Origin of the sequence: Acidocella sp. (assembly GCF_035535915.1) — a bacterium.
GTDB lineage: Bacteria > Pseudomonadota > Alphaproteobacteria > Acetobacterales > Acetobacteraceae > Acidocella.
Genome location: NZ_DATLPB010000024.1, coordinates 115,250 through 134,921, shown reverse-complemented (window position 1 = coordinate 134,921; position 19,672 = coordinate 115,250). Strand labels below are relative to the sequence as shown.

Below are 19,672 nucleotides of genomic sequence, written 5' to 3'. Positions count from 1 at the left end.
CTTTTTGAAAAAAGCGGCGCAAAAACTTTTGGTTATGCTGGGTCATGGGGCGTTGTCGCCGACAAAGCCCCATGACCCAGCATAAATAAAGTTTTTTTGCTTCTTTTTGTTCACAAAAAGAAGCGCTTTCTTTCTGATTTTTATTCTTCCATCCGCACGCCCGGATGGAAGTGCGCATAGACCGCGCGGGCGGTGGCGCGGTTGATGCCGTCGACCGCTTCCAAATCCTTCAGCCCCGCGCCTTTCACGCCGCGCGCCGAGCCGAAATGCATCAGCAGCGCCTTTTTGCGCGCGGCGCCGATGCCGGGCACATCGTCCAGTTCCGAAGTCGTCAGCTTTTTGCTGCGCGCATGGCGGTGCGTGGTGATGGCGAAGCGGTGCGCCTCGTCGCGCAGGCGCTGTAGGAAATACAATACCGGGTCGCGCGGCGGGAGCTGGAACGGCTCGCGGCCGGGCGTGTGGAACCATTCCCGCCCGGCATCGCGGTCGGGCCCCTTGGCGATGGCCACCAGCGGGATGTCGGCGACGCCGAGTTCCTCCATGACCGCCTGCGTGGCGGAAAGCTGCCCGGCGCCGCCGTCGATCAGCACCAGGTCCGGCCAGTTCGCATCGTCGCGGTCGGGGTTTTCCGCCAGCGCCCGGCCGAAGCGGCGCTGCAGCACTTCGCGCATCATCGCGAAATCGTCGCCCGGGGTGAGCACGGATTTGATGCCGAATTTGCGGTAGGCGGATTTGTCGAACCCCTCCGGCCCCGCCACCACCATCACGCCATAGGCGGACGTGCCCATGATATGCGAGTTGTCGTAGGTCTCGATCCGCGTTGGCGTTTCGGGCAGGCCGAACAATTCGGCCACGGCGGCGAGCAGCTTGCCCTGGCCGGCGCTCTCCGCCAGCTTGCGCTCCAGCGCCTCGCGCGCGTTGGTTTCGGCGTGGCGCACCACGTCGTGCTTCTCGCCCCGTTGCGGCACCAGCAGCGTGACCTTGCGCTCGGCCTTCAGCGAGAGCGCCTCGCCGAGCAGCGCCATTTCGTCGGGCTCGTGATTCAGCAGGATCAGCGCCGGCGGCGGCTTGTCGTCATAGAACTGGGCGATGAAGGCGGCCATCACCGCGCCGGCCTCGTCGCCCTTGGCCTGGGCCGGATAGAAACTGCGGTTGCCGTTATTGCGCCCGCCGCGAATGAAGAACACCTGCACGCAGCTTTGCCCCGCCTCCTGGTGCAAGGCGATGACATCGGCGTCGGTCAGGCTGGCCGGGTTGATGACGTCGCTGCCCTGGACATGGCTGAGCCCGCGGATGCGATCGCGGATCGAAGCGGCACGCTCGAATTCCAAATTTTGAGACGCTGCCTCCATGGCGGCGGCGAGGTCTTTCTGTACGGCGCCGGATTTTCCCGACAGGAAAGCCTTCGCCTGGTCGACCAGCTGCTTATAGTCGGCCTCGGAAATCCGGCCGACGCAGGGGGCGGAGCAGCGCTTGATTTGATAGAGCAGGCAAGGCCGGGTGCGGTTGGCGAACACCGTGTCGGCGCAGGTGCGGAGCAGGAACACGCGCTGCAAGGCCTGCACCGTCTGGCTGACGGCCCAGGCCGAGGCGAACGGTCCCCAGTAGCTGCCCTGGCGGGTCTGCGCACCGCGATGCTTGGCGATCTGCGGAAACGGGTGATCCTCCGTCAGCATCAGCCAGGGATAGGATTTGTCGTCCCGCAGCAGAATGTTGAAGCGCGGCTTCAGCCGCTTGATCAGATTGGCCTCGAGCAGCAGCGCCTCGGCCTCGGTATGGGTGGTGACGATCTCCATGGCGGCGGTATCCGCCACCATGCGGCGCAGCCGTTCCGGCAGGCGCGCCAGCTGCGTGTAGGAGGTCACGCGTTTTTTGAGATTGCGCGCCTTGCCGACATAGAGCGCGTCGCCTTTTGGATCGAGCATCCGGTACACGCCGGGATTTCCCGGCATGGTTGTCAGTGCCCGCTCGATAATGTCGACGCCCGTCAGCCCGGACTCAGCTTTGGAATCAGTCATGTGACGCTTGTGGATAACTATGTGGACAGGGCGACGTTGCCAAGCTGTTCTTCAGGATTCTGCCAAAACGCATAGGCTGGGGAAATTTACGGTTACTGCCAGTTAAACCATTGTTTTTACTCGACAATAATGTAACACTCCCGTAATCTAAATGTCATACTTTCGTCTGGAAACGCCTTGATATGTTGCGGAATTAGGGCGTGGACAACTGCCGGTTCCGGCGTTCCACTTCGACGCCAGCGGCAGCGGCGTCGGCGAAAATATCGAGCTTTTCCACACGCACGCGGGCCGTGTGAACGCGTGGATCGGCCAGGCAGGCCTCGCAAAGCCGTTCCGCCAGAGTTTCCACCAGTTGGACATGCCCGGCGGCAACGATGAAGCGCACGCGGTTGACGATCGTTTCATAATCCACCACGCGGCTGAGCTCGTCCTGGCCGACCGCCGGGCGCGACAAACGCGGATCTTCCTCAGCGACGGCCAGATCGACATTGATGCGCACGCGTTGCGGTGCAGCGTGTTCATGCGCGTGCACGCCGATCGAAGCGTTCAGCACCAGGTCGCGGATGAACATGTGACGCGTGGCGCGCGCCGCGTCGGCATAGCGTGGGTGTTCCATGGTCCGTTTCTGCGCCGGGTGCGCGCGCGGTTCAAGCTGCACCGCAGCAATCGGGCGCGGCGCGGGGGTTTGGCCAGGGCCGGCGCGGAGGCTATGGTAAGGCGCATCGATCGTGAAAGGGGCATCATGCGCCAGCTTCGTCATCTGGTTTTGGCTGTCATGCTGGCCGCGTTGCCGGCGGCTTCCCTCGCCGACGCTGCCTCGCCCGTCGGCCAGCCGCCGCTGCCGGACGTGCATGCGCACGATCCCTGGTTCCGCTATTTGCTGCCGAACCTGCCCGCCGCCGGCTATATGGTGCTGCAGAACACCGGCAGCGGCACGGCGATTCTGACCGGCGCCAGCTCGCCCGATTGCGGGTCCCTGATGCTGCACCAGAGCCAGGAGGAGAGCGGCACGTCCAGCATGAGCATGGTGTCCGACATCATTGTGCCGGCGCATGGCAGCGTCGCTTTCGCCGCGGGCGGTTACCATCTGATGTGCATGCAGCCGAAGCTGAAGGTGGGCCAGAAAATTCCATTCGCATTGCATTTCAAGGATGGGTCGGTACTGTTGCTGATCGCGCCCGTCTATGGCGCCACTTCGGCACCGCCCGGCGCCTGACAGTTGGCAGAAACCGGACAAACGAATAAGGGAACGGCAGCATTCACCGCAAAGGAATTGGTATGAGTCAGGATTTTAGGGTCAAGGACATCTCTTTGGCCGCATGGGGCCGCAAGGAGATCGAGATGGCCCAGGACGAGATGCCGGGCCTGATGGCGCTGCGCGCCGAGTTCGGCAAGAGCAAGCCGCTGGCCGGGGCGCGTATCGTCGGCTCCCTGCACATGACCATCCAGACCGCGGTGCTGATCGAGACCTTGACCGCGCTCGGTGCTTCGGTGCGCTGGTCCTCCTGCAACATTTTCTCGACGCAGGACCAGGCGGCCGCCGCGGTCGCCGCGGCCGGCGTGCCGGTGTTCGCCTGGAAGGGCATGTCGGAAGAAGAATTCTGGTGGTGCATCGAGCAGACCCTGCGCGGTCCGGATGGCTGGACCCCGAACATGATCCTCGATGACGGCGGCGACGTCACCAAGCTGATGCACGAGAAATATCCCGAGATGCTGAAGAACATTCGCGGCATTTCCGAGGAGACCACGACCGGCGTGCACCGGCTCTGGGAAATGGCGAAGGCCGGAACCCTGCTGGTTCCCGCGATCAACGTGAACGATTCCGTCACCAAGTCGAAGTTCGACAATCTGTATGGCTGCCGCGAGAGCCTGGTGGACGGCATCCGCCGCGGCACCGACGTGATGATGTCCGGCAAGGTCGCCGTGGTCGCCGGCTTCGGCGATGTCGGCAAGGGCTCGGCCGCCAGCCTGCGCAATGCCGGCTGCCGCGTGCTGGTCACCGAAATCGACCCGATCTGCGCGCTGCAGGCGGCGATGGAAGGCTATGAGGTCGTGACCATGGAAGAAGGCGCCAAGCGTGGCGACATCTTCGTGACGGCCACCGGCAATGTCGACGTCATCACCATCGACCATATGCGGGCGATGAAGCACCGCGCCATCGTCTGCAATATCGGGCATTTCGACTCGGAAATTCAGATCGAGTCCCTGCGCAACTACCAGTGGGATAACGTGAAGCCGCAGGTGGATGAGGTCATCTTCCCCGACGGCAAGCGCCTGATCGTGCTCTCCGAGGGCCGCTTGGTGAATCTCGGCAACGCCACCGGCCATCCGAGCTTCGTGATGTCGGCCAGCTTCACCAACCAGGTTCTGGCGCAGATCGAGCTATGGACCGCGCCGGAAGGCAAGTATGAGCGCAAGGTCTACGTGCTGCCGCGCCATCTCGACGAGAAGGTCGCTGCCCTGCACCTCGCCAAGGTCGGCGCCACGCTGACCAAGCTGTCGACCAAGCAGGCCGAGTATCTCGGCCTGTCGCAGAGCGGCCCGTTCAAGCACGAGCTGTACCGCTACTGATGAGCCAAACCGGCAACATCCTCGCCAGCCTGGGCCTAGCCGCGCTGGTTGGCGGGATGTTGTTTTTCGGCGCGGTGATGGCCCCGCTGGTGTTCACGCATCTACCGCTGGACATCGCCGGGCCGTTCATCCGCACCGCTTTTCCTTTCTATTATGGCTACATGATCATCGCCGCTCTGGTCGGGCTGATCGGCTACTGGCTGCGGCGGGATGTCGGGCCGGTATTGGCGTTGCTGCTGATTCTGGTGGTGACTTTGTGGCTCTGGCTGTGGTTCATCCCGCATCTGGATGCGTTGCGCGTGGCCGGCGACACCGCCGGGTTCAATGCGGGGCACCGGGTCTCAGTCTGGATCAATGGCGGACAGATGATCATCGCCCTGGCGGTGCTGGTCCGCACAGCGATCCGCAAATAGCGCGGCGGCGCGCGTCGCCGCCTGTTCCACAAAGCAAGGATTTTTCCGCAGCATTGCCAGCGCTGCGCTGGCAATGGCGCGGCTGGCGGCGTCGGCATCCGGCGTGACGAGCACGATTTTCTTTTCCGCTCCGAGTTCGGGCGGCGGACCGTGTAAAATCTCGATCCGTTGACGGCCAGGGGCGGCGGCGATGAACGGGCCGGGCACGCCCACCCCGTCATTGCCGAAGGGCACCAGCGCCAGCGCGCCCGGCTGCTGCGCGGCCAGGCGCGCGGCGAACGCCTGGGGCTGCATGGTCGCGGGCGCGGCCATCAGGCCGGCCACGGCCAGGCTTTGCGCGGCCAGCAGGGGCGCGAGGAAACGGCCCCGCAGCGGCGCCAGGAACAGCGCGAGGAAGGGCAGCGAAAAGGCCAGATAGCGGAGTTCGATCGGCGTGTTGCCAAAGACCAGCCCGAGCAGCAGCAGCCCGGCCGGCGGCGCCACGGCGAGGAGCAGGAGCGGGCCGGATCGCTGTCTCCACGCGGCCATGACGCAGGCCGCGAAGAGCAGGAGCAAAAACAGCGCGACGAGGGGGCCGGCCGCGCCGGCATAAAGCGGCAGTGCGCCGAACAAGGCGGCCCCCAAGTCCCGGACCAGCAGGCGCAGCGCGTGGGGCCAGGAGAAAGGGGCGAACTGCCCGGGCCGGGCGGCGCGTTGCGCGAGGAAAAACGGCAGATCGCAAAGCAAAAACAGCCCGAATCCGGCGGCGGCCTGCGGCAGCACCAGACGCCGGTCGCGGCGCAGCGCCAGCCAAAGCAGCATGGCGACGCCGATGAACGAGGCGAGGTAATGGGTGAAGCTCGCCGCCCCCAGGGCCAGCCCGCCCAGCAGAGCGCGGGTGCGGTGCTGGCGCTGCGCGGCAGAGAGCAGCAGCGCCACGCCCAACAGCGCCAAACATTGCGCCAGGGCGAAATTGCGGGCGAGGATTCCGGTGTAGGCGAAGCCGTAGCTGAGCAAGGTCAGCGCCATGGCAGGCAAAACGGGCCGCGCCGTCAGCGCCGCGATTCGCCCGACCAGGGCCAGGGAAGCGACCGAAAACGCCACCGACAACATCCGCGCCGCGAACCAGGAGGGGCCGGCCCAGCGCCGCCATAATTCCAGCGCCCAGAAATAGAGCGGCGGATGCACATCCAGGCTTTTCAGGTTCGCGGCAATGGCGGCGAACCCGGCTTGGCCGGTGAAGGCCCACCGCACCGACCCGGCCGTGAAAATGCCCGCCGGCCAGGCCGGGCGGGCATGGCCGGCGGTAAGAAACAGCGAATAGGCCTCGTCATATTCCGGCGTGCGCAGATACGCGGCCAAAGTCAGCAGCAGCGCTGCGCAGACCAGAAATATCGTTTTTTTCATGAAACGATATTTAGAAGGCAGGTAAAAAGAAAGCAGCCGCTTTTTGAAAAAAGCGGCGCAAAAACTTCTTTTACGCTGGGTCAGAGGCTGTGTCGGCGACAAAGCCCAAGGCCCCGCATAACAAAGTTTTTTTGCTACTTTTTGTTCACAAAAAGTAGCGCTTACTTCCTTTTATTCGTCGCGCAGTTCGCGCCCCATCAGCGCCGCCATCGTCTGGGCGACGTTCCGCTCTTCCGCCAGCAATTTCGTGACCGCGCAGGTGAGCGGCATATCCACGCCCAGGGTGGCGGCGCGCGCCACAAGGGCGGGGGCGGTGGCGACGCCTTCGGTCACGTTCGAGCGGCGGCCGAGAATGTCGGCCAGCTTCTCGCCTTGGCCGAGCGCCAGGCCGAGCGAATAATTACGGCTGCTGATGCCGGTGCAGGTGAGCAGCAGGTCGCCGAGGCCGGACAGGCCGGAAACGGTTTCCGCCCGCCCGCCCAGGGCGGCGGCGAGCCGGGCGATTTCGGCAAGGCCGCGGGTGATGAGCGCGGCGCGGGCATTCTCGCCGAGTCCGGCGCCGATCACCACCCCGGCGGCGATGGCGATGACGTTTTTCGCCGCCCCGCCCAGCGCCGCGCCCATGATGTCGGCGCTGCCATAGAGGCGCAGCGTGTCGGTCTTCAGTGCCGCCGTCAGCCGCGCGCGCAGATCGGCATCCGGTGTTGCCAGCACCGTGGCGGCGGGCAGAAGGGCGGCGATCTCGTGGGCGAAATTCGGCCCGGTCAGCATCGCCGTGGGTCGGTTCTGGACGATCTCCGGCGGCAACAGGGCGGTGCCGGTCTCCAGCCCCTTGCAGCACAGCACCACGGGGGCGTCGTTCGCCGGCAGCAGCGCCAGGGTGGCGCGCAGATGCTGCATCGGCACCGTGAGGAGAAAAATATCGGCATCGGGGATGCGCTGGCTGATCCGCAGCCGGTCGGGCAGGACCACGCCGGGCAGCCGGTCGTTGCGGCGCGAGATCAGCATGGTGGAGGCGCGTCTTGCATCGCGCGCCCACAGCGTCACCTCGCGCCCGGCCCGCGCGTGCAGCACCGCCAGCGCGGTGCCCCAGGCGCCCGCGCCGATCACTCCGATTGTCCCGCCTTTATTATTCATTGATCAGCCTTTCCACCAAGCTGCTCGCGCCCGGCTCGCCGAGCACATCCTGCACCGCTTGCAGCATCGTTTCCGCGGCGGGCACGAAGCCATAGGGCGGATTCACCACCAGCAGGCCGCATCCGTTCAGCCGCGTCGGGTCGATTGCGGGGCGGCGCAAAAATTCCGCGGCCACGACGTCGCGCAAATTCGAGGTTTTCAGGCGCTCGAAAAATTCCCGCACGGGCGCGCGGTGCTTAACCGGATACCAGACCGCGAACACCCCGGTGCGGAATTTCTCATAGGCCCCGCATAAGGATTTTTCCAGCGCCGCGAATTCGTCCGGGCGCTCGAAAGGCGGGTCGATCAGGATCAGGCCGCGCCGCTCGGGCGGCGGCAGGAAGGCCCGCAGCGCCTCGTAGCCGTCGCGCTCATGCACGGCCACGCCAAGGGCGCCGCGGAAATTCTGTTTCAGCGTGGCGGCGTCCTCGGGATGCAGCTCGCAGGCGATCAGCCGGTCGCCGGGGCGCAGCAAAGCGGCAATGATGGCAGGCGAGCCCGGATACAGGCCGAGTTTTTCCACCAGGGCCAGATAATCCGCGAGCGGTTCCGGCCGTGCGGTCAGGAGCTTGCCGATGCCGTCGCGCCATTCCCCGGTCTTTTCGGCGGGGCCGGAGGAGAGATCGTAGCGCCCGATGCCGGCATGGGTATCGAGCACCAGGAAGGGTTTGTCCTTGCGCTGCATCGCGCGCAGCAGCTCCAGCAGGAGCGCGTGCTTCACCACATCGGCGAAATTGCCGGCATGGAAGGCGTGGCGGTAGTTCACAGCGCCTCCAGCGGCCAGCGCGGCCGGCAGGGGGCGGAAATCTCGTCCACCAGTCCGGCGCGCAGGCGCTCGATGCCGGCCCAGGCGACCATCACGGCATTGTCGGTGCATAAACGCAGCGGCGGCGCGATGAGGGTTTTGCCCCGCCGTGCGGCGATCTCGCCGAGCCGGGTGCGGATGGCGTCATTGGCGGCGACACCGCCGGCGACGATGATGGTGTTCGCCGCGGGCAGCAACGCCAAAGCATGTTCCAGCCGGTCGGCGAGCATGTCCGTCACCGCCGCCTGGAAGCTGGCGGCGATGTCCGCGGCCAGCTTCTGCGGCAGCGGGCCGGGGGGCTGTGCGGCGACCAGCTGCGCCACGGCGGTTTTGAGGCCGGAGAAGGAAAAATCGCACCCGGGCCGGTGCAGCAGGGGCCGGGGCAGGGGATAACGCGCCGGATCGCCGGCGCGTGCGATGGCTTCCAGCGCCGGGCCGCCGGGATAAGGCAGGCCGAGCAGCTTGGCGGTCTTGTCGAACGCTTCGCCCACGGCGTCATCCAGTGTCGCGCCGAGCAGGCGGTGGCGGCCCACGCCTTCCACCGCCACGCACTGGCAATGCCCGCCGGAGAGCAGCAGCAGCAGATAGGGAAATTCCGGCTGGCGTTCGCTCAAACCCGGCAGTCGGGCGGTCAGCGCGTGCGCTTCCAGATGGTTGATGGCGAGATAGGGCAGGCCGGCGGCGATGGCGGCGCCGCGCGCATAGCCGGTTCCCACCAGCAGGCCGCCGATCAGCCCCGGCCCGGCCGTGGCGGCGATGGCGGCAAGATCGGAGAAGCCGAGCCCGGCCCGGCGCAGCACCTCCCGCACCAGAGACGGCAAGGCGGAAAGATGCGCGCGCGCCGCGATCTCCGGCACAACGCCGCCGTACACGGCATGTTCGGCGATCTGGCTCAGGACCAGCTCGGCGAGGATCTCGCCGTCCGGCGCCAGCACCGCGGCGGCGGTTTCGTCGCACGAACTCTCGATGCCCAATACCGGCCTTGTAATCAGCGCTGCTTTTCTTTCCATGTCGCTCGCTCTAGAGCATGCCTGTGAGCACTGTAACACCCCCGATCAAGCCGCATCACCGCCCGTTGCCTCTGAAAGTCGGCACCCGCGGCTCGCCGCTCGCCCGCGCCCAGACCGCCACATTCCTTGGTCTGCTCGAAAGATTTTGCCCGGTGCTGCGCGACATGCCGCCGGTGTTCGAGGAGCATATCATCGTCACCACCGGCGATGCGGTGCAGAACCGTGCGCTCGCCGAGATCGGCGGCAAAGGGCTGTTCGCCAAGGAGATCCACGAATCGCTGGCGGCGGGGCGGATCGATTTCGCCGTGCACAGCCTCAAGGACCTCGAGACCGTGCTGCCGCCGGGCATCACGCTCGCCTGCACGCTCAAGCGCGAGGATGCGCGCGACGTTCTGGTGCTGCCGCCGGGACACGCGCCCGCCGACCCCGCCGACCCGTTCGCCGTGCTGAAGAAGGGGGCCAGAATCGGCTCTGCCTCGGTGCGCCGCCAGGCGCAGCTCAAGCACGCGCGGCCCGACCTGGAATTCGCGCTCCTGCGCGGCAATGTCGGCACCCGCCTGGCCAAGATCGAAGCGGGCGAGCTGGACGCCACGCTGCTCGCCTATGCCGGGCTGCGGCGCCTGGGCCTGGGCGACAAAGCCAGCGTGGTGCTGAGCACGGAACAGATGGTGCCGTCCGCTTGCCAGGGCATTGTCGGCATCACCGTGCGCAGCGACGATGTGGAACTCCGCGAACTGCTCGCCGCCATTGAGGACCCCGAAGCGAAGGCGGTGGCGACCGCCGAGCGTGCGCTGCTCGGCGCGCTGGACGGTTCCTGCCGGACGCCGATCGGCGGGTACGCGCGGCTGCTGGATGATGACCGCCTGCATCTCACCGGGCTCGTCGCCCGCGCCGACGGCAGTTTCCTGCTGCGGCGCAGCGCCACCGGAAGCGTCGCCGATGCCGAAATCCTGGGCCAGGAACTGGGCCTGTCTTTGAAGGCCGACAGCCCGGACGATATCTTCGCCCCGTGAAAATCCTCGTCACCAGGCCCGAGCCGGGGGCGAGCGCCACGGCCCGCCGGCTGGCGGCGATGGGGCACGAGCCGGCGCTCGCACCCTGCCTGGAGATCGTGTCGCTGCCCGCGCGCCTGCCGGACCATGCCGGCGCGCTGATCATCACCAGCGCCCAGGCGATTCCGGCCTTGCCGGAAAGATGGCGCGACGTGCCGATGTTCTGCGTCGGGGATGCCACGGCGAACCGCGCCCGCGCCGCGGGATTCTCCCGTGTGGAAAGTGCTGCCGGCGATGCGCAGGATCTGTTCCGCCTGGTCTGTGCGCGGCGCCTGCCCGGCACGCATCTGCTGGCGGCCGGCGAGCGGCAGGGGATGGCCCTGGCCCGGCAATTGCACGCGGCGGGAATCGCGGTGCTGCGCCGGAAAGTCTACGCGGCGCGGCCGCTGCGCCTTTTGCCGCCGGCGATCGAAGCCGATCTGGCGGCGATGAAAATTCCCGCGGCCTTGTTCTATTCGGCGGAAACCGCCCGTGCCTTCGTCCGGCTGCGGCCGTGCAACACCGCGTCGGTCACGGCCTACGCGCTCAGCCCGGCGGTCGCTTCGGGGCTTGATGGCTTGCCCTGGGCGGCAATTCGTGTCGCTGTAGCCCCCACGGAAGCAGACCTTATGGCGTTATTGTGATGAGCGACAACGAGACGATTTCCTCTCCCGAGCCAGTCCCGGCCGCAGCTTTGGTGCCGGTGTCGGCGCCAAAGCCGCGCCCCGCGCGCCGTTCGCGCTGGCCCTATCTGCTGCTCGTATTGATTCTCCTGGTTGCCGGCGGGGAAGGCTATTTATGGGTGCGGCTCCAGGCGGAGGCGGCGAACGCCACGCAGCTTGCGGTGCTGCAGACGCAGGTTGCCGATTTGCGCGCGCTGGCGATCCGGACGCAGCCGGGCTCGGGCAGCATCGCCACCCAGGCGGATCTTTCCGTGAAGCTGGCCGATGTGGCGGCGCAGTTGAACGCGGTGCAGAGCCAGATGGCCACCGACCACGGCGCCTTGACCACGCTGCAGAGCAACAATGTGGACCTCACCAAGCTCACAAGGCGCATCACGCTGCTGACCCAGCTGGCGGCGGCGCGCATGGCGCTCGATGCCGGCCAGCCGCTTGGGCCCATTGCCGGCGCCCCGCCCGCCTTGAGCATTTTCGCCTCCCAGCCGCCGCCGACGGAAGCATCGCTGCGGCTTGGCTTCCCCGCCGCCGCGCGCGCCGCGGAGGCGGCGAGCATTGCCGGCGACACGAAAGGCGGCGTCTGGGCGAGGGTGCGGGCGCGGCTGGAGAATTTCATCACCGTCAGCGCCGGCTCGCATGTGCTGATCGGCGCGCCCGCCGCCGCTTCGGTCGCCCAGGCCCGCACGCTGCTCGATGTGGGCGACCTTGCCGGCGCGGTAGCGGCGTTGAACCAGCTCAGCGCCACCACGCAGGCGGCGATGGGCGACTGGCTGACCCAGGCGCGGGCGCTGGTGGCGGCGCGCGCCGCGCTGGCGTCTATGGCGCGGCAGGCCTGACCCATGTGGCGCGCGGTTCGCTTCATCATCATCGCGGCGGTTCTGCTGGTCCTGGCCTGGTGGATCGGTGGCCTGCCGGGCAATGTCACGGCCGTTTCCGGCCCCTACCGGATCGAAACCTCGGTCCCGGCGGCGCTGCTGATTTTGTTCGTGGTCGCCTTGCTGTTAACCGCGCTGCTCCGCGTGCTGGGTGGCATCCGCCGCGCCCCGGGCGGGGTGGTGGCCTGGCGCGGCGGGCGGCGGCAGAGGCTGGGGGAAATGGCCACGCAGCGCGGCCTGGTCGCGCTGGCGGCCGGTGACGTCGCCGCGGCCCGGGCTGAAGCCGGGCGGGCGCGCAAATGCCTGGGCGACACCCCGCTGGTGCTGCTGCTGACGGCGGAAACCGCGCGCCTCGCCGGGTTGCACGACCAGGCGCAGGAGGCGTTCCGGCGGCTGGCCCAGGACAAGGATATGGGGTTTCTTGGCCATCGCGGCCTGTTGCGCCACAGTCTCGCGGTCCAGGACCATGAGGCGGCAGGCGACCATGTGCTGGCGGCCGAGCGCGCTTACCCGGGCAGCGCCTGGCTGCAGGAGCAGAAAAAGGAACTGGCGGTGCGCCGGCAGGATTGGCCGGTGGCGCTGGGCCTGACCCGCGATCCGGCGGAAATTGCCGCCTTTGCCGTCGCCGCCGCGCGCGCCAGCCTCACGCCGCAACATGCTTTGGCCTATGCGAAAAAAGCGGTGAAAGCGGCCCCCGGCCTGGCGCCGGCCGTGGTCGCCTATGCCAGCGCGCTGCGCCAGGCGGGCAAACCGCGCGCCGCGAAAAAAGCCTTGCTCGCGGGCTGGAAGGTGGCGCCGCACAAGCTGATCGCCGCTTCCTACCTGGAACCGCTGGCGACATCTCTGGAACGCGCCCAGGCCGCCTCGGAGCTGGCGGCGGCACGCCCCGGCCATCCCGAGAGCGAGCTGATCCTGGGCGAAACCGCCTTGGCGGCGCGCCTGACCGGCGAGGCGCGCCGCCATGCGGAAGCGGCGCTCGCCGCCCAGGGCGATGACGGCCGCGCCGCCGATATCCTGGCGCGGCTTGACGGCAAGCCGGCGCAGGCCGGCAGCGAGTCTGCCTGGGTGTGCGAGGCGTGTCACACCCGCTGCGCCGACTGGGCGCCGGTTTGCCCGCATTGCCAGCGCCCTGGCACGTTGGCGTGGCGCGCCAGGCAGCCCGACGCCGCGCCCGCCTGACCTGATTTGACGGCGTCGGTGACGTCCGCGCCGAAGGAGCAGAGATTTGCCGTCGATGCCCGCCGAAACAGAATTTCGTTCCTGGGAGCCGCGCGAGTTAGGGCTGCCACGGGCTTTGCTCATCGCCATTTTCCTGGTCATCGCGATCACCGCCTGCGGCGTGTGGCTTTTTACGTCCGTCCGCCCCAAGCCCGCGTCGCCGCCGATCCAGGTGATCCACGTGACGCTGGCGCAACTGCCGAAACCGGCCCCTCCCGCGCCGCCGAAACCCGTGCAGCCGCCCAAGCCCGTGCCGGCGCCGATCGTGCCGCCGCTGCCCTTGCCGCCGCCGAAACCTGTGCCGGCGGTGATTCCGAAGCCGCCGCCGGTACCGAGCCATATTCCGGCGGCGACCGAGCGGTTGCCACCGCCGCCACCATCGCCGCCGGTCCGGCGTGCCAAGCCGGCGCCCCATCCGCTGCATCGGCCCTCGCCGGTTGCGCCGCCGCACCCGGTTTATCAGCCTCCGCCGGCGGCGCCGCCGGCGGCCCCCACGCCGCCCGCGGCGCCGACCAGCGGCATTCCGGTCTATGGCCAGCAGATTTATCAGATCATCCAGGCCAACCAGAACGTGCCCGACGCCCTGGCGGAGATGGGCCTTTCCGGCACAGCGGTGATCGAGATTGTCGTGGCGCCCAGCGGCAAGATCCTTTCCGCCCGCGTGGACAAATCGAGCGGCGTGCCGGTCATCGACTCGACAGCTTTGGAACATGCGAGAGACGCGCAATTGCCGCCGTTCAACCATGATATGCCGGACCAGGCGCATGCGTTTCTGGTGCCGATCAGAATCCAGGCGGGCGGTGGCCAATGATTGCCGGAGGGCCTCGCACAGAGCGCCGCGCTGTTCTACATTCCCATCAGCCATTTATACGGCTTCACTGATCGAGGCGGCGCCTCAGTCGCAGCCTTATGACGTCAGGAGGTGAGCTTTATGCAGGAATTCGGCAGGCTGGTCGTTCTCACCGGGGGGCTGCTCGCGGTCATGCCGCTGTTGCTGGTCATTACCCTCGCGGTGGCCATCGAGCGGTTCTATCTGCTGAAAAAGATCCTGCGCGAGGGCCACGACATTCATAACCGCCTGCGCCGGGTGGCCTATCAGAACATTGCCGGCCTGCAGGCGATCGCCGACGATACGGCTAACACGCTGCAAGGCCGTCTGGTCGCCACGGCGATCGTCTCGCGCGGCGAGACCGCCGAGGCGATGGAGATGCATCTCGAGGAGGAGATCATGGCGGCAACGCCGAAGATCAGCCGTCTGCTCTGGGTGCTCGACACCGCGGTCACCATCGCCCCGCTGCTCGGCCTGTTCGGCACCATCATCGGCATGGTCCAGGCGTTCAATGTGCTGTCGGTGAATGGCGGCGCGACCAAGGTCACCGGCGGCATCGCCGACGCGCTGGTCTCCACCGGCGCCGGCCTGCTGATCGCCATCATCGCCGTGTATTTCGTGAATTATTTCAACAATCTCACCCGGCGCATCATGCATCAGCTGGAACTGATCAAGCTGATCCTGATCAACCGCGTCCACGGCAAAGGCCTCGGCGCGGCGACGCAGCGCCCTTCCGTGTCGCGGGTCGGAGCTTAGAAAGAAAGCAGCCGTTTTTTAAAAAAAGCGGCGCAAAAATTTTTGTTATGCTGGGCCTGTGGCATTGAAACGGCACGGGCTGAACTAACAAAAAGTAGCGCTTACTTTCCGTTGTCTGTGCTCACGCCTTGCGCAGTAGAAACAACCCCTGTCCGCCGAACAGGTTGGCCAGCATTTGCGAGCGCCGCCACGGGGTGAGCGCTCCGGCCTCGTCCACGGCCAGCCATTCCTCGACCTTGTAGCCGTCGGTTTCGCACAGCGCGAAGAAATCGCTGATCGAGCAGGGGTGGATGTTCGGGGTCTCGTACCAGGGGCGGTTCCAGGTCGAGGTCATCGGCGCGCGGCCGGTCAGCAGCAATTGCATGCGCAGGGTCCAGTGGCCGAAATTCGGAAAGCTGACGATGGCGTGCGTGCCGATGCGCAGCATCTGGCGCAGCACTTCGCGCGGCTGTTCCACCGCCTGCAGGGTGCGGGACAGCACCACATAGTCGAAGGCGTTGTCCGGATAGGCGGTGAGGTCGGTGTCGGCGTCGCCCTGCATCGCCGGCAGGCCGCGCGTCACCGCCTGGGTCACCGCGCCCATGTCGAGGTCCAGCCCGCGCGCGTCGCATTGCTTGGTGCGGAACAGATGTTCGATCAACGCGCCGTCGGAGCAACCAATGTCCAGCACCCGTGTTTTCGGCGCGATCATGCCGGCGATCAGTGCCAGGTCGACGCGCATTTTCTTGTTCCCGCTCATTTCAGGCCGGCATGCTCCGCGCAGCCGGTGAGGAAACCGCCCAGGCTGCGGTGAAAATCCGGCTCGTCGAGCAGGAACGCGTCATGGCCCTTGTCGGAGATGACTTCCAGGAAGGAGACATTGGCGGCGACATGGTTGAGCGCGCGCGCCATGAGGCGGGATTGTGCGGTGGGGAACAGCCAGTCCGAACTGAAGGAGACCAGCAGAAAGCGGGTTTTGCTGCCGGCGAAGGCGTTGGCCAGCACGCCGCCATGATCGGCGGCGAGGTCGAACAGATCCATGGCGCGGGTGATGGTGAGATAGGAATTCGCATCGAAGCGGCGGACGAAGCTGGAGCCCTGATATTGCAGGTAGCTTTCCACTTCGAAACGGTCGCCGAGGGAGGAAAGCTCCGCCGCATCCTGCAGCTTGCGGCCGAATTTGCGGGTGAGGGCGGCTTCTGAAACATAGGTGATGTGCGCGGTCATGCGCGCCACCGCCAGGCCGCGCTCCGGCGTCACGCCATGGGCCCAATAGCGGCCGGCATGGAAATTGGGGTCGCCGGCGATCGCCTGGCGGCCGATTTCATGGAAGGCGATGTTCTGCGCGGAATGATAAGGCGCGGTCGCCACCGGCACGGCGGCGAACACCGCATCCGGGTATTGCGCCGCCCAGGAGAGCGCCTGCATGCCGCCCATCGAGCCGCCGACCACGGCGAATAATTTTTCGATGCCGAGATGGTCGATGAGGCGCTTTTGCGCCCGCACCATGTCGTGGATGGTCACCGGCGGGAAATCCTTGCCCCAGGGCTCGGCCGGGTTGTCGTCGTGCGGGCTGCTTGGGCCGGTGCTGCCCATGCAGCCACCCAGCACATTGGCGCAGATGACGAAGAATTTGTCCGTGTCGACCGGCCGCCCCGGACCGACCACACGCTCCCACCAGCCAGGCTTGCCGGTCACCGGATTCCGTTCGGCGACATACTGGTCGCCCGTGAGGGCATGGCAGATCAGGATCGCGTTGCGGCGCGTCGCGTTCAACGTGCCATAGCAGCGATAGGCGACGGTCAGGGTTTGCAACTGGCGGCCGCAATCGAGCGTCAGGCCTTCAGGGAAGGTGACGCTGTCGTGCTGCGGCTCGGTTTGGGCGGCACTCTGGTCCATTGAAGGCCGATATGCGCCGGAGCCGTGGGTGATGCAATCCGTGGCGGGGCCTGCGAGGAGAGACCAGCCATGCTCATGGCCATTTGGCGCTGGCATGGGATAATCGGAGCGCCCTGCTTGGCGGTTGTGCGGAAACTGGGTTATCAAACCCCGCGATGAATGTTCCCTTGACCCCTGCCTCCATCCCCGCACCGACCTCTGCCCCCGCCCCGGACGCGTTGAGCCGGTTGCGGGCAGAATTGGATGCAATCGACAACCAGATTCACGACCTGCTGATGCGCCGCGCCAAGGTCGTGGAGAGCGTGGCGCGTGACGGCGGCAAAACCGGCACGAAGATCCGCCCCGGCCGCGAGGCGATCATTCTGCGCCGGCTGCTGGAGCGGCACGAGGGCGCGCTGCCCCGGCAGGCGATCATCCGTTTTTGGCGGGAGATGTTCGGGGCCGCTTTGATCATCGAGGGCGGCCAGGTGGTGGCGGTGTGCGACGGCGATGACCGTCTGGCCCTGGCGCGCGAGCATTTCGGCCCTTACACGCCCAGCCGGAGCCACCATAACCCGGCGCAGACGCTGGCAGATCTGCGCGAGGCCGCGCAGCTCGCCGTGCTGCCGCCGCCCTCCGAGGATGACGAGCCGGGCGGCTGGTGGCCGCTGCTCACCGGCACCGGCGTGCATCGTTTGTTCGTGATCGCCAAATTGCCGTTCCTGAGCCGGCGATTCGAAGGTGCGCCGCTCGGCGAGGCTTATGTGGTTGCGGCGGTCCGCCCGGACCCGAGTGGCGATGACCGCGGCCTGATCGTTTGCGAATTCGCGGCCGATACCTCGCGCACGCGGATCGGCTCCTTGTTCAGCCAAGCCGGGTTCGCGCCGGGGGCGGTGTGGGTGCGCCGCGCGCCGCACGAATCGCGCCTGCGCGCGCTGGTGGAGGTCGAGGGGCTGGTCGAGGATGACGACCTGCGGCTGGCGGCGATCGCCGGGCTGGAGACACCGGCCGTGGTGATCGGCGGCTACGCCGCGCCGCTGGACGATTTGGCGTGAGCGCGCCGCGGCCGCGTCCGGAAATCTATTCGGTCGCTTCCTATGTCGGCGGAGAGTCGAAGCTGCCCGGCTTCGATAAAGTCATCAAACTTTCTTCCAATGAAGGCGCGTTCGGCCCGGCGCCGGTCTCGCTCAAGGCGATCGCCGAAGAGGCGCTGACCATGCACCGCTATCCGGATGGCGGCAGTGCCAAACTGCGCGCCGCGATCGGCGAAGCGTTTGGCCTCAACCCGGCGCAGATCATCTGCGGCAACGGCTCCGACGAATTGCTGGTGCTGCTGGTCCAGGCCTATGGCGGGCCCGGCGCCGAGCTGATCATGAGCGCGCATGGCTTCCTGATGTACGAGATCGCCGGCAAGCTGACCGGCTGCACCGTGCTCAAGGCGCCGGAGACGGATCTCACGGTCGATGTCGATGCGCTCCTGGCGCTGGTTACGCCGGCGACGCGAATGGTGTTCGTCACCAACCCGAGCAACCCCGCCGGCACGATCCTGACGGAAAGCGAGATGCAGCGCCTGCGCGCCGGATTGCCGGAGGATGTGCTGCTGGTGATCGACGCCGCGTATTGCGAATATGTCGACCGCGAGGATTTCGACCCCGGCGTGAGGCTGGTCGATGCCGGCGAAAACACCGTGATGACCCGCACCTTTTCGAAGATCTTCGGCCTGGGCGGGGCGCGGCTCGGCTGGGCCTATGCGCCGCCTGCCATCATCGACGTGCTGAACCGCATGCGTCCGCCGTTCAATGTCAGCTCCACCACGGCGGCGGCGGCGATGGCCGTGCTAGCCGATCCGGCCTGGCTGGAGACGAGCCGCGCGCACAACACCCAGGCGAAGCGGCGTTTGGCCGCGCGGCTGTCCCAGGCCGGGCTCAAGGTCTATCCGTCCGAGGCGAATTTTCTGCTCGTGGAATTCGGCAGCACCGAGCGTGCCGCGGCAGCCGACAGGTTCCTGCGGGAGATCGGCATCATTGTACGCCATGTGAAATCCTACGGCTTGCCCTCATGCCTGCGCATCACCATCGGCACCGATGAGGAGTGCAACCTCGTGGCCGAGCGGTTGAGCGCGTTTGTTCATGGCTGAACCGGTTTTCCAGCGCCTGGCGTTGATCGGCATCGGTTTGATCGGCAGCTCCATCGCCCGCGGCGCGAAAGAATATGGCCTCGCGCGGCAGATCGTGATTTGCGATGCCAGCCCGCAGGCGCTGGCCCGCGCCGCCGAGCTGGGCCTCGGCGATGAATATGAGAGCGATCCGGCGCGGGCGGTGGCGCAGGCTGACGGGGTGATCCTCTGCACGCCGGTCGGCACGCTGGCATCGGTCGCCGCCGCCATCGCTCCGGCGCTGCGGCCGGGCACGATCCTGTCCGATGTCGGCTCCACCAAGCAATCGGTGATGCGCGATGTCGCGCCTTTGGTGCCGCCAGATGTTGCCTTCGTGCCGGCGCATCCCATCGCCGGGACGGAATTTTCCGGCCCCGATGCCGGCATGGCGGATTTGTTCCAGGGCCGCTGGTGCCTGCTCACCCCGGCCGCCACCACCGACGAGGCTTCGGTGCTGAAGATCGAGGCGTTGTGGCACGGGCTTGGCGCGCGCACCGCGCGGATGGACGCGCCGCATCACGACCGGGTGCTGGCGATCGTCAGCCATCTGCCGCATCTGCTGGCCTTCACCATTTGCGGCACGGCGGACGATCTGGCCGACGAGACCAAGCAGGAGGTGCTGCAATTCGCCGCCTCCGGCTTCCGCGATTTCACCCGCATCGCCGCGTCCGACCCGGTGATGTGGCGTGACATTTTCCTTAACAACAAGGAGGCGCTGCTGGAGATGCTCGCGCGCTTCTCCGAGGATGCGCAGGCCATGGCGCGCGCGGTGCGCTGGGGCGACACCGGCTACATCGAAGACAAGATCAACCGCAGCCGGAAAATCCGGCGCAGCCTGATCGATCTGAAGCAGGCCTAGCGCAATAACGGCCTAAACAACCACCACCAAGGAGAC

20 protein-coding genes are annotated in these 19,672 nt (G+C 66.8%); 12 read left to right on the top strand and 8 right to left on the bottom strand.

What is annotated here, in order from left to right:
* Nucleotides 1-140 precede the first annotated feature (140 nt).
* Together uvrC and VNC39_RS03495 are read right to left on the bottom strand one after the other, a co-directional pair.
* Nucleotides 141-2,018 carry an excinuclease ABC subunit UvrC gene (gene uvrC, locus VNC39_RS03500; RefSeq protein ID WP_325396208.1) on the bottom strand — a complete coding sequence of 626 codons (1,878 nt, stop codon included), beginning with the start codon at nucleotides 2,016-2,018 and terminating at the stop codon, nucleotides 141-143.
* Between the two features lie 193 nt (nucleotides 2,019-2,211).
* Nucleotides 2,212-2,634 carry a dihydroneopterin aldolase gene (locus VNC39_RS03495; protein WP_408840118.1) on the bottom strand — a complete coding sequence of 141 codons (423 nt, stop codon included), beginning with the start codon at nucleotides 2,632-2,634 and terminating at the stop codon, nucleotides 2,212-2,214.
* A 126-nt stretch (nucleotides 2,635-2,760) separates the two neighbouring features.
* Between VNC39_RS03495 and VNC39_RS03490 the strand changes: the two genes are divergently transcribed.
* From VNC39_RS03490 to VNC39_RS03480, 3 genes are all read left to right on the top strand, one after another.
* Nucleotides 2,761-3,234 carry a copper chaperone PCu(A)C gene (locus VNC39_RS03490; protein ID WP_325396204.1) on the top strand — a complete coding sequence of 158 codons (474 nt, stop codon included), beginning with the start codon at nucleotides 2,761-2,763 and terminating at the stop codon, nucleotides 3,232-3,234.
* A 62-nt stretch (nucleotides 3,235-3,296) separates the two neighbouring features.
* Entirely contained in the window at nucleotides 3,297-4,589 is a 1,293-nt protein-coding gene (gene ahcY, locus VNC39_RS03485) for an adenosylhomocysteinase (RefSeq protein WP_325396202.1), read from the top strand.
* Entirely contained in the window at nucleotides 4,589-5,002 is a 414-nt protein-coding gene (locus tag VNC39_RS03480; protein WP_325396200.1) for a DUF4149 domain-containing protein, read from the top strand. Before ahcY ends, VNC39_RS03480 begins: the two co-directional genes overlap by 1 nt.
* On the opposite strand, the gene VNC39_RS03475 is transcribed toward VNC39_RS03480, so the two are convergent.
* The 4 genes from VNC39_RS03475 to tsaD form a co-directional block, all read right to left on the bottom strand.
* The gene (locus VNC39_RS03475; protein ID WP_325396198.1) at nucleotides 4,931-6,388 is read right to left on the bottom strand and encodes a glycosyltransferase family 39 protein; all 1,458 of its coding nucleotides are present in this window, start codon (nucleotides 6,386-6,388) and stop codon (nucleotides 4,931-4,933) included. The two genes, VNC39_RS03480 and VNC39_RS03475, sit on opposite strands and share 72 nt — an antisense overlap.
* 171 nt (nucleotides 6,389-6,559) lie before the next feature.
* The gene (locus VNC39_RS03470; protein WP_325396196.1) at nucleotides 6,560-7,525 is read right to left on the bottom strand and encodes an NAD(P)H-dependent glycerol-3-phosphate dehydrogenase; all 966 of its coding nucleotides are present in this window, start codon (nucleotides 7,523-7,525) and stop codon (nucleotides 6,560-6,562) included.
* Nucleotides 7,518-8,330: a 23S rRNA (adenine(2030)-N(6))-methyltransferase RlmJ gene (locus VNC39_RS03465; protein ID WP_325396194.1), complete on the bottom strand. Its 813-nt coding sequence runs from the start codon at nucleotides 8,328-8,330 to the stop codon at nucleotides 7,518-7,520. The genes VNC39_RS03470 and VNC39_RS03465 overlap by 8 nt, the downstream gene beginning before the upstream one ends.
* The gene (tsaD, locus tag VNC39_RS03460) at nucleotides 8,327-9,379 is read right to left on the bottom strand and encodes a tRNA (adenosine(37)-N6)-threonylcarbamoyltransferase complex transferase subunit TsaD (protein WP_325396192.1); all 1,053 of its coding nucleotides are present in this window, start codon (nucleotides 9,377-9,379) and stop codon (nucleotides 8,327-8,329) included. Before tsaD ends, VNC39_RS03465 begins: the two co-directional genes overlap by 4 nt.
* Nucleotides 9,380-9,402: 23 nt before the next feature.
* Here tsaD and hemC point away from each other — a divergent pair, with 23 nt between their 5' ends.
* The 6 genes from hemC to VNC39_RS03430 all read left to right on the top strand — a co-directional run bounded on the left by hemC (nucleotide 9,403) and on the right by VNC39_RS03430 (nucleotide 14,765).
* Nucleotides 9,403-10,392 carry a hydroxymethylbilane synthase gene (gene hemC, locus VNC39_RS03455; protein ID WP_325396190.1) on the top strand — a complete coding sequence of 330 codons (990 nt, stop codon included), beginning with the start codon at nucleotides 9,403-9,405 and terminating at the stop codon, nucleotides 10,390-10,392.
* On the top strand, nucleotides 10,389-11,054 hold the full coding sequence (locus VNC39_RS03450) for a uroporphyrinogen-III synthase (protein WP_325396188.1): 666 nt from the start codon (nucleotides 10,389-10,391) through the stop codon (nucleotides 11,052-11,054). Before hemC ends, VNC39_RS03450 begins: the two co-directional genes overlap by 4 nt.
* The gene (locus VNC39_RS03445) at nucleotides 11,054-11,923 is read left to right on the top strand and encodes a hypothetical protein (protein WP_325396186.1); all 870 of its coding nucleotides are present in this window, start codon (nucleotides 11,054-11,056) and stop codon (nucleotides 11,921-11,923) included. The genes VNC39_RS03450 and VNC39_RS03445 overlap by 1 nt, the downstream gene beginning before the upstream one ends.
* A gap of 3 nt (nucleotides 11,924-11,926) precedes the next feature.
* On the top strand, nucleotides 11,927-13,141 hold the full coding sequence (locus VNC39_RS03440) for a heme biosynthesis HemY N-terminal domain-containing protein (protein ID WP_325396184.1): 1,215 nt from the start codon (nucleotides 11,927-11,929) through the stop codon (nucleotides 13,139-13,141).
* Between the two features lie 55 nt (nucleotides 13,142-13,196).
* Nucleotides 13,197-13,991, top strand: a complete 795-nt coding sequence (locus tag VNC39_RS03435) for an energy transducer TonB family protein (RefSeq protein ID WP_325396214.1) — start codon at nucleotides 13,197-13,199, stop codon at nucleotides 13,989-13,991.
* A gap of 120 nt (nucleotides 13,992-14,111) precedes the next feature.
* Entirely contained in the window at nucleotides 14,112-14,765 is a 654-nt protein-coding gene (locus tag VNC39_RS03430) for a MotA/TolQ/ExbB proton channel family protein (protein ID WP_325396182.1), read from the top strand.
* A 121-nt stretch (nucleotides 14,766-14,886) separates the two neighbouring features.
* On the opposite strand, the gene metW is transcribed toward VNC39_RS03430, so the two are convergent.
* The gene (metW, locus tag VNC39_RS03425; protein WP_325396180.1) at nucleotides 14,887-15,486 is read right to left on the bottom strand and encodes a methionine biosynthesis protein MetW; all 600 of its coding nucleotides are present in this window, start codon (nucleotides 15,484-15,486) and stop codon (nucleotides 14,887-14,889) included.
* A 14-nt stretch (nucleotides 15,487-15,500) separates the two neighbouring features.
* Nucleotides 15,501-16,643 (bottom strand): homoserine O-acetyltransferase MetX, encoded by a 1,143-nt coding sequence (gene metX, locus VNC39_RS03420; RefSeq protein ID WP_325396212.1) that lies wholly within the window; start codon nucleotides 16,641-16,643, stop codon nucleotides 15,501-15,503.
* Between the two features lie 167 nt (nucleotides 16,644-16,810).
* Between metX and VNC39_RS03415 the strand changes: the two genes are divergently transcribed.
* The 3 genes from VNC39_RS03415 to VNC39_RS03405 are packed head-to-tail and all read left to right on the top strand — an operon-like array spanning nucleotide 16,811 to nucleotide 19,636.
* Nucleotides 16,811-17,677, top strand: coding sequence for a chorismate mutase (locus VNC39_RS03415; RefSeq protein ID WP_325396178.1), 867 nt, complete (start codon nucleotides 16,811-16,813; stop codon nucleotides 17,675-17,677).
* Entirely contained in the window at nucleotides 17,674-18,759 is a 1,086-nt protein-coding gene (hisC, locus tag VNC39_RS03410) for a histidinol-phosphate transaminase (protein ID WP_325396176.1), read from the top strand. Before VNC39_RS03415 ends, hisC begins: the two co-directional genes overlap by 4 nt.
* Entirely contained in the window at nucleotides 18,752-19,636 is an 885-nt protein-coding gene (locus tag VNC39_RS03405) for a prephenate/arogenate dehydrogenase family protein (RefSeq protein ID WP_325396174.1), read from the top strand. The genes hisC and VNC39_RS03405 overlap by 8 nt, the downstream gene beginning before the upstream one ends.
* Nucleotides 19,637-19,672 lie beyond the last annotated feature (36 nt).